Annotated in this window: 13 protein-coding genes, 1 tRNA gene and 1 pseudogene; 5 read left to right on the top strand and 10 right to left on the bottom strand. The window is 55.1% G+C overall.

Annotated elements, in window-relative coordinates:
* Positions 1-51: 51 nt before the first annotated feature.
* From ACR3E6_RS20605 to ACR3E6_RS20585, 5 genes are read right to left on the bottom strand one after another with little or no spacing between them, the layout of a single operon-like run.
* Entirely contained in the window at positions 52-924 is an 873-nt protein-coding gene (locus ACR3E6_RS20605) for a hypothetical protein (RefSeq protein WP_480489109.1), read from the bottom strand.
* Between the two features lie 23 nt (positions 925-947).
* Entirely contained in the window at positions 948-1,349 is a 402-nt protein-coding gene (locus tag ACR3E6_RS20600; RefSeq protein ID WP_171636075.1) for a hypothetical protein, read from the bottom strand.
* A 52-nt stretch (positions 1,350-1,401) separates the two neighbouring features.
* The gene (locus ACR3E6_RS20595; protein ID WP_480489107.1) at positions 1,402-3,153 is read right to left on the bottom strand and encodes a dynamin family protein; all 1,752 of its coding nucleotides are present in this window, start codon (positions 3,151-3,153) and stop codon (positions 1,402-1,404) included.
* 8 nt (positions 3,154-3,161) lie between these two features.
* Positions 3,162-5,174: a dynamin family protein gene (locus tag ACR3E6_RS20590; RefSeq protein ID WP_171636071.1), complete on the bottom strand. Its 2,013-nt coding sequence runs from the start codon at positions 5,172-5,174 to the stop codon at positions 3,162-3,164.
* A 2-nt stretch (positions 5,175-5,176) separates the two neighbouring features.
* Positions 5,177-5,770: a hypothetical protein gene (locus tag ACR3E6_RS20585; protein WP_253283273.1), complete on the bottom strand. Its 594-nt coding sequence runs from the start codon at positions 5,768-5,770 to the stop codon at positions 5,177-5,179.
* Between the two features lie 661 nt (positions 5,771-6,431).
* Here ACR3E6_RS20585 and ACR3E6_RS20580 point away from each other — a divergent pair.
* The 3 genes and pseudogenes from ACR3E6_RS20580 to ACR3E6_RS20570 all read left to right on the top strand — a co-directional run bounded on the left by ACR3E6_RS20580 (position 6,432) and on the right by ACR3E6_RS20570 (position 8,847).
* Positions 6,432-6,516, top strand: a tRNA-Leu gene (locus ACR3E6_RS20580).
* A gap of 114 nt (positions 6,517-6,630) precedes the next feature.
* Positions 6,631-7,646 (top strand): annotated as a pseudogene (locus ACR3E6_RS20575) (IS30 family transposase).
* Between the two features lie 409 nt (positions 7,647-8,055).
* Positions 8,056-8,847 carry an inositol monophosphatase family protein gene (locus ACR3E6_RS20570; protein ID WP_171723763.1) on the top strand — a complete coding sequence of 264 codons (792 nt, stop codon included), beginning with the start codon at positions 8,056-8,058 and terminating at the stop codon, positions 8,845-8,847.
* A gap of 3 nt (positions 8,848-8,850) precedes the next feature.
* Here ACR3E6_RS20570 and ACR3E6_RS20565 read toward each other — a convergent pair whose 3' ends face one another.
* Genes ACR3E6_RS20565 through ACR3E6_RS20545 form a run of 5 tightly spaced genes read right to left on the bottom strand, consistent with a single transcriptional unit; the run spans position 8,851 to position 14,208 of the window.
* Complete coding sequence (locus ACR3E6_RS20565) at positions 8,851-9,417, bottom strand: histidine phosphatase family protein (protein ID WP_480489104.1); 567 nt, start codon at positions 9,415-9,417, stop codon at positions 8,851-8,853.
* Positions 9,418-10,488 (bottom strand): ABC transporter ATP-binding protein, encoded by a 1,071-nt coding sequence (locus tag ACR3E6_RS20560; protein WP_171723761.1) that lies wholly within the window; start codon positions 10,486-10,488, stop codon positions 9,418-9,420.
* A complete protein-coding gene (locus ACR3E6_RS20555) occupies positions 10,485-12,701 on the bottom strand; it encodes an ABC transporter permease (RefSeq protein WP_480489102.1) in 2,217 nt (738 codons plus the stop codon). The genes ACR3E6_RS20560 and ACR3E6_RS20555 overlap by 4 nt, the downstream gene beginning before the upstream one ends.
* Entirely contained in the window at positions 12,702-13,727 is a 1,026-nt protein-coding gene (locus ACR3E6_RS20550) for an ABC transporter substrate-binding protein (RefSeq protein ID WP_209833944.1), read from the bottom strand. It abuts the gene before it with no gap.
* Between the two features lie 58 nt (positions 13,728-13,785).
* Complete coding sequence (locus ACR3E6_RS20545) at positions 13,786-14,208, bottom strand: NUDIX hydrolase (RefSeq protein WP_253285020.1); 423 nt, start codon at positions 14,206-14,208, stop codon at positions 13,786-13,788.
* 313 nt (positions 14,209-14,521) lie between these two features.
* On the opposite strand from ACR3E6_RS20545, the gene ACR3E6_RS20540 reads away from it, so the two are divergent.
* Both ACR3E6_RS20540 and phnD read left to right on the top strand, forming a co-directional pair.
* Positions 14,522-15,304 (top strand): DeoR/GlpR family DNA-binding transcription regulator, encoded by a 783-nt coding sequence (locus ACR3E6_RS20540; protein ID WP_480489099.1) that lies wholly within the window; start codon positions 14,522-14,524, stop codon positions 15,302-15,304.
* 58 nt (positions 15,305-15,362) lie between these two features.
* Positions 15,363-16,337, top strand: a complete 975-nt coding sequence (phnD, locus tag ACR3E6_RS20535; protein WP_171636055.1) for a phosphate/phosphite/phosphonate ABC transporter substrate-binding protein — start codon at positions 15,363-15,365, stop codon at positions 16,335-16,337.
* Positions 16,338-16,376: the final 39 nt, after the last annotated feature.

Raw genomic sequence — 16,376 nt, 5'->3', positions numbered from 1 at the left:
ACAATAATAAACAGATTGAAGTAGTCGAAAATTTGAATTCAACGGAGGCAATCATTTCTCGGCCTCCTGCAAAGAGGTCCACAGGTTGACGACCGCCCCCAGTTTGCGAGCTTCGTGGATGGCGACCGCGATCTGACCTTGGTCACTCAAGACGGCCAGACCAGCCCCTTTCCCGCCCGATGGCCGCATGACAATCAGTTGCGGGTCTTCACTCTCATGCTGAGAGTCGCCATCCCAGCCGGCAAGATCAGCCACAAAACGGGCCAGCGTGTCCTGGTCGGGATGCGTCGGCTCAGATGGCTTGCAAACGCCTTCCAAAAGAGGTGCGGCTTCGTCCGAATTGTCCACGAACACACGACCCGAGGCAAAGCGGCTCGACGCTTCAAAAAAACGTTGGGCAAGTGTTTCCGCTGCATCGGGTGTTGCCTCGGCGGATGGAAAGTCATCAACAGGTTTCTCAGCACTCGGGACGACGGAAACAATCGGCTCGGACGGAAGCTCAATGGCAGCGCAGGCTTTCTCGATTTCACTGAAGGTGATACCCACGTCATCCACTTCAAGCGCTGTGTCCGGTCTGCCCGACGTCAGTTCAAGCGGAGCAGGCGAACCGGAGATGCCGGAGACCAATCCGGCCAGTTTCTCGATCAGTTCGGCGCGTGATTCCGTTTCAAAGTCAGGAACCTCACCTGCCGGAACCTTGAAAACATCCGTGATCCGGGAGCTGTTCACCTCGATTGCCAGACAATCCCCGTTTGCGGCGGTAAATTCCAACCGGCGCGGCAATACTGTGCCACGGATTGCCCGCAATACCGCAGAACGGCGCGCGGCCGCTGTTTCCCCAGCGATCCGCACGGTCGGAGACAGCCGTGCGACCGAGGTCCGCCTGATATCTTCAAGCAGCTCGAGAATGTCCGTGTCCATCATGCCGTGACCCCCTCTGGTCCCGTTCAAACCGCAGCCGCGACCGGCCCCAGACTGAGATGTGATTTGGTAAGCGCCAGTCCGACATTCGCACTGTTGCGACAGATATAGCAGACCACATGATCAGGATATTCCTTGGTCCGCAGAAAGATGTTCAGCCTGTCCTTGGAAAAAACGGCGACTTCCCCGAAGCCAGCGTTTTCTTCGTCCGCACTGCCAGCCTGGCGCAAAAGCGCTTCAAAGGCTGCAACCCCGCGCCCCTGAAACAGATTGGCCACAGCCACCGCCAAAACATCCAACGAATCCGCGCAGTCGGAATCAGAAACAGAGCTGCCCAAAAGCATCCCCGTCTCCATGTCGATATACCCGGCTGCTATACAGTCGGGTATCGTTTCCATGGCGGAGTTCAGTGCGGTTTGAATAGACATCTAATCCATTGTTTTCATTTATGAGTTTCTCATTACTTCGATTCGGACACCCTTACAACACATGCCATTCAGCACCGCTGTTTTCTTTGGCTTTCGGAATGGATCGAAGTGCCTCTTTGGTTTGCCTTTCGTTGTGTTCAATGGCGATCTGATCGAACTCGGCCAGAAAGGCCTTGAATACGTTCTTCAGCCCTGCTGCATCCTGCGGCAAGTCTTCATTTCTTGAAACCTCGTGCCACATATCCGACGCGCTGAGAGGCGATCCGACCGCAACTTCGGGCAGGTCACCCAGCGTGGCAACACTTCTTTCGACTGCGTCAACCTGTTCGGTGGTGGCAGCTTCGATCAAACCGCTGGTTTCGGGTTCCGGCTCATACTCATCCGCAGTGTTGCCGGTTTGCGCGGCCATCAATGCCGTAATCGAGGATACAGAAACTTCTATGCCGCGATCTTCAGCCAAATCGGCCTGCTCGGATTCCTCTTCTGCGCCATCCGGCACGATCGGGGTCTCTCGCATCGAAGTGTTCAGCGAGGCAAGCACGTCATCGGAATTGTCAACAGCCGCAAGAGGTGCGGGGCTGATTTCCGCAACATCCAGAGCGCCCGTGTCGTCATCCAATGCGTCCTCCAGATCGGCGTCAACGGACAGCTCGAATTCGTCTTCGTCATCCTCAAGGCCCGCGACATTCGTCAATTCCAGCGGGTCGTTCGAGGTGTCTTTGAAAAAGGAACGCAGATCATCGCTTGTGTCGGGTTCAACGGGCAGCGGAACCGGCTCTGATGTCATCTCTGCGCGCAGCCGTTCAGCCTCTTCGGCATCGATCCGAACCCGCTCGGCCTCATCCGAGCGCCGCTCGACCCGGGCAGGTCGTACCGGGAAGCTGGTTACAACTGTTTCGCCTACAGCGTTCGATTGCCCGGCGGCCTCCAACGGGTTCACCAACCTCAAGGGTGTGGCTTCGTCTTTGGCTGTCGGCTCGTTTGATGAACGGGCAGGGCGCAAAGGTTTGACTTTGGGTGCGTCGGCTTGGCTCTTGTCGATCTGGTATCGAGCCAGCTGATCGGCACGGTTGTCCATAATCTGTTCCGTGATCTCCAGGAAACTGTCGATCATCTTGCCGCCGCCGCTGCGCGACCACATCTCGGCATCGCCTGTTTTGTCCCGGGCCGTGATTGCGTCGCGGGCCGAAAACAAAATGGACCGATTGAACAGGTGACCAGCTTCGCGGTTAACGCGGCGCAGTACTTTTTGACGGTCTTTGAGGCTCAGGGCATCTGCCCGCGTCACCAAAAGCAAAGAGTTGTGTTGCAACCTCTCGGGTAGGGAAACCCATGTCGCGCGTTCGGTTTCGCGCCAGGCTTGTGTCGCGTGGGTACACCACAAAACGCCGTTTGCCTGACCCACCGCGCGTTGCCACACATCCGTCGAGATCTTGGGGTCCGAAATGCCGGGTGTGTCAATCAGGTCGACAGCTTCCAGAATATCGGCCTCAAGGAAGATGCGGATGAACTGTGCGTCATTGACGCCAACGGTTTCAAGCTGATCCAGTTCGATCAGTTCAGTACTTCCGTCATGGCGTTTGATATAGGGCGCCTGATTGCCCCAGCTAAACCAGACCGGTGGCAACTGGGTTGCCGTCACCTGCGTCGGCAAGGTCTGCGTTCGCAGCAAAAAGTTCATCAACGTGGATTTGCCGGCGCTGAACTCGCCCATCAGGGCGAAAACCGGTTTGCGACGGGACCACTGCTCGATGCGTTCCCATGCCTTCGGAGAAACAAAGCGTGTTTGTGTATCTTTTGCCATTTTTCTACTTATGCCGCTTCGTTGCTTAGATCTTTCAGTATGTCACCCAGAATCTCGTCCTTGGATTTCTGTGGCTGCAAGCCCGCCATCGCCGCCGCAGTCTGACCCGGGTTCTTGTCGGCAGAAGACGAGATGCTCAGCAGAGTTTCCTTCTGCTCGCGCAGGAAATCCGTCAGGATCGCGCGAACGTTTTCCAGAACCGCCGCGATCTGGTTTTCCTCGATATCCTTGGTGATCGAATTTGCCTCGGACGCGATCAACCGCGTGTAATCCGCCGCATATGCCTCAAACCCCTTTCGGCGTTGCCACCAACGTCGCCACCAGGTGCTTTGCAAGTCCAGTGCGATCGTCCGGCCGATGCCGAGAGGCGGTGGAACACGGGGAACAATGGGCGCTTCGATGCTGAATTCGCCCAGATGGTTGCCGAGTATCTTATGATAAAGCGCTTCAACATCCGCAGCAGCGGTTGCGTACAACGCCCCGGCATCTTTTCGCATGGCGCGGGCGAAACTGAAATACGCAGCTTTTTGCAACGTCCGCAAACCTGCTGGATCGTATTGCCATGTGCCTTGTTCGCCATTTTTTTCAAGATGCGCGATCAGAGAGTCCGTCGCGCGTTTGACGAAATTGTCCTCGGCTGACTTCAGACGCTCCAACACCTTGTCGCGCAGCGCATTTGTCAACTCGGCGACTTTCTTTTCGTATTCGGCTGACACCGTGTTAACCGCCTCTTCGGGCGATACGCCGTCAAGATCCCGTGCAACGCCTTCACCTTCGGAAAGATTCCTGGCAACCGCAGTCGCGCGGATCTGACTGGCAATGTTTCGCGCCCGATGGCGGACGCGGTCCATCAGTCGCGCTCCGGCACCTTCTGCAATGCGCTCATTCATGGCCAGTAGCAGATCGGGCAGACCGGACAGCGCCCAGATTTTATCGAGCGAGGCCGCCTGATCACCGAAACCGGCGGCCAGGTAGAACGTATTCAAAGCCTGGCGCGACTCTTCTGTCAGAATATCCGGGTTCCCGGTCAACGCCGCTTCGGCCCACAGCGCACTGCCAAAAACGACGCTGGTATTTGTGTCGATATTGTTCTGTTTCAGCGTGTCCTGAATGCGGTCACGGATCTCTGGCACCTGGCTCACAGGATCGGACAGCTCGTCGATCCGGTTGACGAACAGGATGATCTGCCGGTTCTCGAACTGCGCGATAATGCGCATCAGGGCCATGTCCATTGTCGTCAGGGCCTGGCTTGCCGCCAATACCACAACGCAGACTTCGGATCCGCGCAGGCTGCGCAGAGTGATTTGTTCGCGCACCATGAACGTATCGTTCACACCCGGTGTGTCGCACAGTTTCAGTGCGATGGGGTATTGCGGAATGTCCATATACAGCTCGGCTGATTTGGTGACATCTGCAAACCGGCCCGTTTTGGGATCAATATCGGGATCGTCTTCATCGCCCAGGCAGACATAACGCTGAATCAGTTCCTCATCGAAATGATCATACTGATGGCTTTGACCCAGGATCAGGTCGAAATGTTTGCCAAGACGTTCCTCTGACTTGGCCTTCATCTCACCAATCTGGCGGCGGATGTCTTCCATCTCGTCATCTGCGCCGGCGCGATTGGCCAATTCGCCAAGACGACCGCCACCGACCATCAGGTTGTCCCATTCTTCCTGCTCGAAGAACGTGAACTTGGCCTTTGTGTCACCGGGCGGGCGCGTGTTGATGTTCAACGTCGTAACCACCGACGTCCAAGGGTTGACGTCTGACGGAAGCAGGCCGGGGTGCCCGGCAAGAATATTGACGATCGAGGATTTTCCGGCCTTGACCTGGCCCACCATCGTGACACTAGCGGTAAAGTTCTCCATCCGGGTCTTGAGGGTCGCCAGCCGTGCCGAGGAGCGCGCATCAGCCACCTCAGTCAGTTGATCAATCTGAGCCGTCAGTGAAGCCATGGTCGCCGTCATCGGTGCCAGTGCTTCGTTGCCCACAGACAAAAGGTGATCGTTGCGCGCCATACTTAACCTCCGGTTCCCGTTGCAGCAATTTCGGGTTCGTGCGCGACACGCCCCGCCGGAATGCTTGTCAGAGTGTCGATCCGCGCGATCAGGTCCAATGCATTGCCCAGAATTTCAGCTTCGGCCCGAGGTGTAATGGTCTCGTACGATTTGGAATCTGCCAGAACTTCGATCGAGCTGAAGCGGTCGCCGTTCTTGAGGCACGCAACACGGCGCCCGGTCGGGAAACCTTCGGATTTTGCGGCGGGCAACGGCATGCGTGCGTTCGCAAGCAGGTAATGTTCACCGGAATGCGTTCGAAGCGAAATGCCAAAGCCTGTATTCGGATGGTCGCGATTCAGAGTTTTGAGCTCACCAAGGAAACTCTCACGAGCGAAGAAGACGGCTTCTTGCTCGGCGGCAGCGGAGGGATTCAAATCGGTCACAGCAGAAAGCCTTGTATTGGAGTTGAGCAAAAAAACTCGTACCGGCGCCAAAGTGGCAAAAAGACTCATTAACTCCTGATAAACAACAAGTACCTTCAAGGCGGTGTTATTTTGGCGCGAATAAGATTTTTTAGCGGTTGAATTGTGGCGGCAATGTGGTCGATCTCTCATAAGAATGCCTCAACCGACGCGAGTATCTCGATGAGGCAGATCAGACCGAGAAACGTCCGGCAAGCTTGTATGTATGCATAGTCGGCGCAGCCAAATGACGCGAAGGTGACGTCTTTTCAGGTGCATTCGAAAGATTTGAAGGTCGAAAACCTTTTGATTTTATACTTTCGAATAAAAACAGATATTTATGTTTCGTTGCTTTACCGAAAACACCGGATCTGGAGGATGTAACCATGTTCCTTGTCAGATCCAGTAACACAGTCTGCGACAGTTTTCCGGATTAGACTGCATCAACTCTGGTCCGTTGTGCCTTGATTCTCCATCAAGTCTGGCGGCACAAGTTCCGACTTGTAGTTCTGGCGTCTATTCAACGTTAGCGCGTTTTTAATGGCTTGATTGTGCCAGGCGTCAACCTGAGAACCAAAGGTCGAAAAGCAGCGTCATATAGCTGCTTGCAAACCGGTTGCAGGTAGGGTTTCAGACGCCTCTGGTTTCGCGACCGTTGCGTTGCTTGCGGTATCAACCAGGCCGAAAACAGGTTGCGGTTTTCAACCAGGCAGCCCGGCAAGTCACAAACTTTCTATTCCTCGAATTTTCCCTCTCGCACTCCGATGCAAGCTTTGTTATTGACCGCTTCATTCCAGCGCAAACGCGCTTGGTTGCGGGTGTGGCGAAATTGGTAGACGCACCAGATTTAGGTTCTGGCGCCGCAAGGCGTGGGGGTTCAAGTCCCTCCACCCGCACCATATGAATTTACCATAATCATCATTATACGAATTATAATTGCGCCCGGGTGCGCGCTACTTCCAAGTGCGACGCCTATTAGAAACCAATGGGTTATCGAATGAGGAGGTCATGGCGTGAGGACAGTGTATTTGCAACTCAGCATCGAAGAGCGCCGTAGAATTGAGCGCTGGAGGCAGGCGGAAGTTCCTGTTCGAGAGATGGCACGTGTGTTGAACTGCTCGAAAGCCACCATCCATCGAGAGATCAAGCGAAACTTCTTCTCGGATCCTTGTCTGCCGAAATGCGATAGCTACTACGGCGCGTCTGCGCATCGGAAAGCTGCGGATCGGCGCGTCCGGCAACGTAAACTGATCCGCCATCCCGAGTTGCGCAAGCGTGTCGTCGAGCGGCTAAAGAATGGCTGGACGCCTGAGCAGATCGGCAACCGAATGATCTATGAAGGCGCAAAGCTACGCGTCTGTCAGGAAACGATCTACCGCTACATCAATTCCGGAGAAGGCATGGCCGAGGAGCTCTGGTGGTATCTGCACGAGCATCGAATGTTTCGTCGGCCACGCCGCGCCAGAAGGCGCCAGCCCCCCAAGTTTGACTGTGATGTCAGCATCCTGTTTCGCCCGGATGACGTGGCGCATCGACGTCAGTACGGTCACTGGGAGGGAGATTTGATGCTGTTCAAACAGGCTCTTGGCTAGTCAAATGTCACGTCACTGGTCGAACGCGTCAGCCGGTTTACGGTGCTGCTGAAGAACCCGAACAAGCGCACGAGGCCCGTGATGGGCAAGATCATGAAGGCGGTGGGCAACCTGCCCCATCTGGTACGGAAATCCATCACCTTCGATCGCGGCACCGAGTTTGTCTCGTGGCCCAATTTGCAGGCCGAGATCGGAACGCAGACTTGGTTTTGCAAGCCGTCCTCACCCTTGCAGAAAAGCACGGACGAAAACACCAACCGCCGCGTTCAAAGATGGCCGCCAAGGAAGCGGGACATTATGGCCCTCACTGATCATACTTGAAGGTGATCAGTGACCGCCTCAATGCGACGCCCAGAAAATGCCTGGGCTGGAAGACGCCCGCCGAGGTGTTCCGGGAAAAGATGATGGAAGAAATGGGCCGAGCCCCCTACCCTTAAAGGCAATAGGAGTCGCAGTTCAGGTATCGCTCACAGTCTTCGGATGTCGGAGTACGTAAGAGTGAGATCGAGCGACTGAGTCTCGTCTCACCTTGATTTCAACACCTCAAGATTCTTGCGCTTTTTGAATGTTTCGACGGTTCAAGCGCTTCAAGTCCACGTCAAACGGAAAGCCAGCAAACCTCTTCGCAACCTGGAAACCGGCGCAGAGTGTCTTACTTGAGCATAGTTGATCGGTAGAATCCCCTGCTCCGGCACTCTGGGCGCGAGGGAGATGGAATACACCAGCAACTGAAAGTTTGCGGAGTCAACAATGCCCCTGAAATAAACAAAAAGACTATCTGTCTTGCCTGGCCTTGGCTCGCCTGCAATGTTGCTGGGCAACTCTCCAACCGAAAAAGGAGCTCCTATGTCTCGACTTTCAGACCGCAGAGACTTTGCCACCGAAATCTGCGAGCAGGCTGGGGTAATGGCCAAAAAGTTCTTTGCAGATCGGGTCAATCTTGTCGTTGATCAAAAAGGCGCTCAGGACTGGGTCAGCGAGGCGGACAGGAGCGTCGAAACCTTCATTCGTCAAAAGATCTCGGAGGCTTGGCCCAAAGATGGCATTTACGGTGAAGAACATGGCGCGGTAGCGGGAGAGAGTGGCTTTGACTGGGTTATTGACCCAATTGATGGAACCACGAATTTCGTGAACGGTATTCCAGCGTGGACCATTGTTCTGGCTGGTGTCACCAACGGCCAAACGGAGATTGGCGTGATCCATGATCCAAGCGTGGATGAGACTTTTGTCGCAACGCGCGGAGAAACAGCGACACTTAACGGATCACCGATACGGGTCGCTTCAGGAGTGCCTTTGCGCGACGGAACTGTGGCCGTAGGATACTCGAACCGGATTGAAAGCCGTCATGTTTTACCCGTGATCGAGAATCTGATCGAGCACGGGGCGATGTTTCACAGAAATGCCAGCGGAGCGCTTTCGTTGGCCTACGTCGCTGCCGGACGCCTTTTGGGTTACGTCGAGGAACACATGAATGCTTGGGATTGTCTGGCTGGGCAATTGCTGGTCGCGGAAGCGGGCGGCGTTGTCGAGGATCAGAACGCCGATGCGATGATCCGAGACGGTGGGCGCGTGATCGCAGGCACGCCAGATGTGTTCGAGACGTTACGTGAGATCGCAGAGAACGCATGGAGCGCTTAACGTCTAAGTCAAAGAGACCCAACCTGAATCAGGTTTGAGTGTCGCTAGATCAGCCTGCCAGAAATGGCCTTGTGAGGGCTGGTCATACTTGCGGTCTATCGAACAATCCGAAAGTGCGCACCAAAGCAATGTGCCTACTGCCCCGTGTGTCGTGATTGCAAGATCCCCGGCATCATGCGTCTGGATTATCTCTGTTACTGCGCGATGAATGCGTCTCTGCGCCTCGACAGCTGTTTCCCAACCGCGATAGCTCGTATCCGGCTGCGCAAAGAAAGCATCGGCGGCGGCCTCGAAATCGTCCCGAGGCAAGTAACCGGTTGCGCTGCGGTCGTTCTCACCAAGACCCCAGTTGCAATTCACGGGTAACGCTTGTGGTGCAGCAAGAATCTCACCTGTTTCGCGGGCCTTCCGCTCGCCACTGGTCCATATCTGCATCACGTTGGAAAAGACTTCACTGGATGCAAATTCGGTAGCGCGTTTGCGGCCCACAGCGTTCAATCCCCACTCAGTTATCGGGACGGCCGGATCGACAGAGACCTCGGGGTGCGAGATGATAATGAGTTTCGGCATTTAATCCGGCAAAAGAACGGGGCCTTTGTCAGCAAAGCCCATTTTGGTTTTTGTGCCGGGATCAAGCGGCGTATCGACGTCATCGTGTACAGCAAAAACCTGACCGAATGCACCGGTCAGCGTATATTCCATCCGAACGCCAACATAGGTCGCCTTGGCCACCGTGGCTGGGATGCCTTGGTCTGAACCGATGACCAGACGCGAGGGGCGCACAGCGATGGTTGCAGGTCCTTCGGACAATCCGCGACGTGGTAGCGTGTGGCGGTAACCTTCTATTTCTATCGTTGCCGCGTCGCCGTTGATTTCGACGATTTGGCACTCCAAAAGATTTGCCTCGCCTATGAAATCGGCAACAAATCGGTCGTTCGGGGCGTCGTAAAGCTGGCGGGGTGTGCCCATTTGGGCGATTGCTGCGTTGCGCATGACGACAATCTCATCCGAGACCGCCAGTGCCTCTTCCTGATCGTGGGTCACGTAGACAACTGTCAAACCAAGTTCTTGCTGGATTGCCCGAATATCCTCTCGCACCTGACGGCGAAGCTTGGCATCGAGGTTGGACAACGGCTCGTCGAACAGCAGAACCTGCGGCTCAAGAACCAGCGCGCGGGCGACTGCAACACGCTGTTGTTGACCCCCCGACAGTTCAGAGGGAAGACGGTTGTCGAACCCCTGAAGACCAACAAGTTCCAATCCATTCAGAGCGCGGCTGCGGGCTTCATCCTTTGCAAAACCCGAGAAGGTGAGGCCATACATCACGTTTTCCAGCACGCTCATGTGAGGGAAAAGCGCGTATGACTGGAACACCATGGATACGTCACGGTCGGTGGCAGGCAATTTGGTCACGTCCCGATCTCCGATCAGGATCTTGCCCGAGCTTGCCATTTCCAACCCGGCAATCATGCGCAGAGTCGTTGTTTTCCCACAGCCTGACGGGCCAAGCAGTGTGACGAGCTTTCCCGCCTCGACGTTCAGGTTGATGTTGTCGACAGCGACGACATCCTTGCCGAACACTTTCGACACGTTCTCAAAGCGTACTGGGGCAGCCTTGGAACCGATTTTGGTGTCGGTCATGGCGATGTCTCCGTTCCGTGCTGCGTGCGTCGGCCAATTTGGACCCGACCGACGAGAAGTTGCAATAAGCCGACCGCCGCGAGCATCACGAAGATCAGCGTCGTCGAATAGGCGATCGCAAGGCCATAGTCGTTGTTCTCGACCCGACCGATGATGTAGCTGGTCGCCATGTCATATTCTGCACTGACCAGAAAGATGACAGCCGAGATCGCCGTCATGGCGCGCACAAAGCTGTATACAAGCGCGGCAAGTATCGCAGGGCGCAACAGCGGCAGAATGATGTTTCGGAACGTCTGCCACGAGTTCGCACCAAGGGTCAGCGAGGATTCATCAAGGCTGCGGTCAAGCTGCGACATGCTCGCGATCCCCGCACGAACGCCGACCGGCATATTGCGGAAGATGAAGCTGACCACGAGAATGACACCCGTACCCGTGATTTCAATCGGCGGAACGTTGAAGGCCAGGATGTAGCTGACGCCGATCACTGTCCCGGGGATGGCGAAGGACAGCATTGTTCCAAATTCGAAAGCGTTTTTGCCTGCAAAACTTTGTCTTGTCAGCAGATAGGCGGTCACTAGGCCAACGGCGGCAGTCAACGGGGCAGCAATGGCCGCGATGGTTATGGTGGTCCAGAAACTGTCCCAAGCTGCCCCGGTCCAGCGAATACCCTCTTCTTCGAAGCGGACCGAGAATGCAGTGATATAGTGTTTGATCGTCAGCGAGTTATCGACGCCCCACAGCTCGACAACACTGCCGTAAATGATCATCGCGTAGACAACAATTGTGAACAGCGCCCAACCCAGAGCGACGAGCAGTACCGGAACAGAAAGGCCAGTGGGCATCAGTGGATGGACGCCGGCATCCCCTTTGCCGGTGACGGTTGTGTAGCTTTTCTTCCCCAGCCAGACACGCTGCGCGTAAAAGGCGGAAAGAGTAAAGAACAGCAGCACCATGGCCAGAACCGCAGCCCTGCCTTGATCGTACTGAGCGCCGACGATGGCAAAGAATATCTCGGTCGAAAGCACGTCGAAATTCCCGCCCAATACAAGCGGATTTCCGAAATCGGCCATGCTTTCGATGAAGCCCAGAAGAAATGCGTTCGCAAGACCAGGCCGCATCAGGGGCAAGGAAACCGTCTTGAATGTCTGCCATCTGCTGGCGCGGAGCGTTTGCGCCGCTTCTTCCATCGACGGAGAGACGCCTTCAACCACACCAATCAGAACAAGAAACGCAATTGGTGTAAACGCGAGTGTCTGCGCAATCAGGATGCCCGGCATTCCATACAGCCAGCGTGTTGGTTGCGTGCCGAACAGTTCGGCAAAGAACCGGGTGACAGAGCCGGACAGGCCAAAAAGCAGGATCAGCGCCAGGCCGATCACGAATGGCGGGGTGATTATTGGCAGAACGGTCAGAGCCCGCAGCGCGCGCTTGTAGCGAAAGCCTGAGCGCGTCACGACAAGTGCAAAGCAAAGACCCAGGACCGTGGTGATGACGCCAACGAGGATGGCAAGGAACAGTGAATTCCAGGCGGCGCCACAACGCGCGCCCTGAAAACACCCCAGACCCCACAGTCGATCATCGAAAAACTTCGAGAAGAAGACCGCGATGGAATACGCGCCGTCTTCGGTGATGAATGCAGCGAAAAGCATCTTCGCGATGGGAAAAAAGACAAACACGGTGACAATTGTAATAACGCCTCCGATGGCGCTTACGACAAAGACGTCACCGTTAATGGCACCCCTTGCCGCAATCCCCTGAGTAAGCAGGAACAGAAAGCTCGAGGCGCAAATCATCGCGCCATAGCCCATGCCGAACTGACGGTCGCCAAGCTCGCCAAACATCGCCTCCAACCAATGAAAGTTGAAACCTCTGATGCCAATGCTGAACCCCTGAGCGATCAGCCAGCCAAAGCCAAGCGCCCCTGACAGGATCAGTATGCGGGCGTAAACTGGATCAGATTTGGTGCGCTTCAACACCAGAAGCGGCAGGGCCAGTGCGATCAAAAGCGGCGCGAGCCAAAGTTTTTCACCCTGCCCAATCAGAAACGCAGCGGGGGCGTAATCCTCATCGAATGGATAGCCGTCCAAAAGCCACTCGAACGACCAAAGGCCACCGTCGACCATATACCAAGGCAACAGGCAGAATCCGACCCACCCGGCCGTGATCCAAAAGATCAGAACCGGATGGGTCGTTTTTGAAGTCCGGTCAGTCATTTACTGCGGCAGAGTCGAAACTTCTTCGTCCCATTTCTGCAACAGACGCTTCCGTTCGTCCGAGGACCCATACTTTTTGAAGTCATAGTCAATCAGCTTGATCTGACTCATGTCTGGCGCGCTCTCCGAAGTTTTTGCGTTCTTGTTCGATGGCACCTGGAACGCGTTGACCTGCAAAGCAAGGTTCTGAGCTTCGGGCGAAAGAGCCCAATCATAGAACTTCTTCGCTTCTTCTTCGTTGCGGGCTCCGTCAATAATCGACATCGAGCCAATCTCGTATCCCGTACCTTCGCATGGCGCGACGACCTTGATCGGGAACCCGGAAACGGCCTGTTTCACGGCGTCATGCATGAAGACGATACCAATTGTGTTCTCGCCACGACCGGCGGCCTTGATCGGCGCCGATCCGGATTTGGTGTACTGATTGATGTTGGAATGCAGGCCCTTCATGAACTCAAAGCCTTCATCCTCGCCGAAGATCTGCACCATCGACGCCAGCGTGGTGTAGGCCGTACCTGATGAGTTCGGATTCGCCATCTGAACGTGGCCCTTGTATTCGGGCTTCAGCAGGTCTTTCCAACAGGCCGGTTCGGGCAGGTTGTTTGCAGCGATAAGATCGGCATTGTAGCCGTAGCCAAGTGCGCCCGAATAGATGCCGATCGTTCTGTTACCCGCGCTTTCTGCCTGGGATATCGCCCAATCATGAAGCTGATCGCGCATTGGCGAAATGTATTCCATCGTCAGGCCCTCTTCGGCGGCCTGCAAATGCGGATCACCCGTACCGCCCCACCAAACGTCCCCTTTCGGATTCGAGCTTTCGGCGCGTATTTGTGCAAAGGTTTCCCCTGACGACTTCCGGGTCATGTTGACGTCGATGCCCGTCGCATCTTCAAAGCTGCGCGCCATCAGTTGGCACCAGTCTTCTTGCGCCGAACAATAAAATGTCAGTTTGTCGGCCTGTGCCGCCGACAGTGACGCAGCCAGGGCGATCACCGATCCAACCGTGGTGGATATCAATTTCCTCATTTTCTTCCTCCCTTTGAGCTTGATGCGTCCGGGTTTCCCGGTTCTTTCATGCCCTTCCTCATGCAGCCTGTCGAAGTTTCTTTATGACAATTTTGACTTCTGGATTGTCTGTCAGATTGTTCAGCAAATCTGACAGGTCGCTTTCTTGAACCAACTTTGCGGCCTTTGCCGGTGAAAACCAGTGACGCGTACGTTCACCTTTTTCCTTCCAGCGTCGCTTCAGCTTTTCGACGACCATCGGATAAAGGGTGACGCGGCAGCGAACGCTGCTTTGCCCCTCGTATCGTTTATCATAGAAAAAATGACCGATTGGCCGTTTCGATATGGTGCCGACGGCGCCTGCTTCTTCTTGCGCTTCGATTTCAGCGGCTTGCCATGGTTTTTTGCCGTCCATCAGCCATCCTTTCGGGATAACCCACCGGCCGGTATCCCGCGAAGTGACCATAAGAACGCGCAACTTGCCAGCCTTGTCCCAGCGCATCGGAAGCGCCGCAATCTGATCTGCCGTTTCGCTGTCGCTCATGCCGCCTCTCAATGCCACACGATCAAGAACCAAAAGGAAGCAGTCTCATTGGCAAGTTGGCCGGTCAACGCTTTGCCTTGGCTCGTATTCTGAATTTGATCAGCCTGTGCATCTTTGCTTTGCGCTTCGAAATACTTGTGTTCGCTCGAATTCTCACAACCTTCCGAGGGTTATGCAACAAAAAATATTGCATTATGACCGAAAGCCCACAAAAGTGGATTTCGAAACCTAGTCGGGTCGTCGGATGTCCAAAACTAAAACGCGCGGCAAAATGTCTGAAAAGAACCACAGCCGGGTAAAGAAATCCGACCGGCGCCAGCAGATATTGCTGGAACTGAAGCTGCGCCCGCACGTTCGCATCAACGAACTGGCGCAGCGGTTCAACGTCTCCACCGAGACGGTACGCAGAGACTTCGATGCTCTGTCGAATGATGGCTTGATAGCGCGGGCACACGGGGGGGCATCGGCCGCCGCGCAAGGGCACTATCCGGGTCTGGATGAGCGAACAAACGCTCAGGTTGAGGAGCGTGAACGAATTGGCGCCACAGCGGCAGAAGTGATCCAGAGCGGTGAAACGGTCATGATCGATTCCGGCTCGACCACAATCGAAATGGCACGCGCACTGGCTTATATTGGCACACCTTGCACCGTAATCACCAATTCCATTCCCGTAGCCATGACCCTTGGCCATGGGGCTGCACAAGTGCTGTTATGCCCGGGGGAATACTTGGCAACCGAGTCTGCAACGATCGGAACCGAGACGCTGGAGTTTCTGTCCCGTTTCAACGTCGACAGGTGCATGATCGGTTCCTCGGGGTTTTCGACCGATGGACCTTCAGAAACAGTGCGCGGCTTTGCGGCAATAAAGAGGGCAATGCTGTCGCGAGCCGAGAAACGGCACCTTCTTGTCGATTCCGGGAAATTCGGCCGGAAAGGCCTGTCTCAAGTAGGGGACCTTGACGACCTGGATTCGATAATCACCGACAAAAAACCAACAGGAGAATTGCATAACGCCATTGAAAGCGCCCGGGTCGACGTTCTCGTCGCCGGGTAGATATGAAATGACTGATTAACAGCGGATAAAAAGCACCGCACTTGACTGGGAGGAAAACATGAAGATCGATATCAAACTATTGCTTGGGGCATCTGCAATCGCGCTCATGTCGATAAGTGGAACGGCGTCGGCGCAGGATTGTCCACGCGGTGACTTGGACGAGCGTTTTTGTGATGCCGACGGGGATTTGATCGCGGATATCCCCACAGATCCTTCCGAGCAGATAGATCCAGACACTTTGATTTTTGCCTATACGCCGGTTGAAGACCCCGCCGTATACAAAACCGCGTGGTCAGATTTTCTTGACCATTTGAAAGCAGAAACTGGCAAGGACGTCGTCTTTTTCCCTGTTCAAAACAACGCGGCCCAGATCGAGGCGATGCGTTCGGGGCGTTTGCACATTGCAGGCTTCAACACCGGTTCCAACCCACTGGCGGTAAACTGCGCCGGGTTCCGCCCCTTCACGATCATGGCTTCGAAGGACGGAAATTTTGGTTACGAGATGGAGATCATCACCTATCCAGGTTCGGGCATCGAAAAGGTCGAAGACATCAAGGGGAAACAACTGGCTTTCACATCGCCTACATCCAACTCGGGATTCAAAGCGCCCTCGGCGATCCTGAAAAGCGATTTTGATCTTCTGCCCGAACGCGATTTCGAACCTGTCTACTCGGGCAAGCACGACAACTCGATCCTGGGTGTCGCCAACAAGGATTACCTGGCGGCATCCATCGCGAATTCGGTAAAATCCCGGATGATCTCGCGCGATGTGATCAAGGAAGATGATGTCGTTACGATCTACAAGTCGCAGACCTTCCCGACCACAGGGTTTGGCACCGTTTACAACCTGACGCCCGAGTTGCAGGAAAAAATCCGCAATGCGTTTTTTAGTTTCGAATGGGAAGGCACGACACTGGAGGCGGAGTTCTCAAAATCGAACGAAGGCCAATTCCTCGAGATGACCTATCAGGAATTCTGGGACGTCATTCGTAAAATTGACGCGGCAAATGGCGTCTCTTACGCCTGCCAGTAATTTTTGGCTCATCCGGCGGGCCTGAAAGGGCCCGCTGTT

It is taken from the genome of Ruegeria sp. AL3 (genome assembly GCF_056536065.1).
The sequence above is the reverse complement of the archived record's forward strand: the minus strand, read 5'-3'. Positions and strand labels throughout refer to the sequence as shown.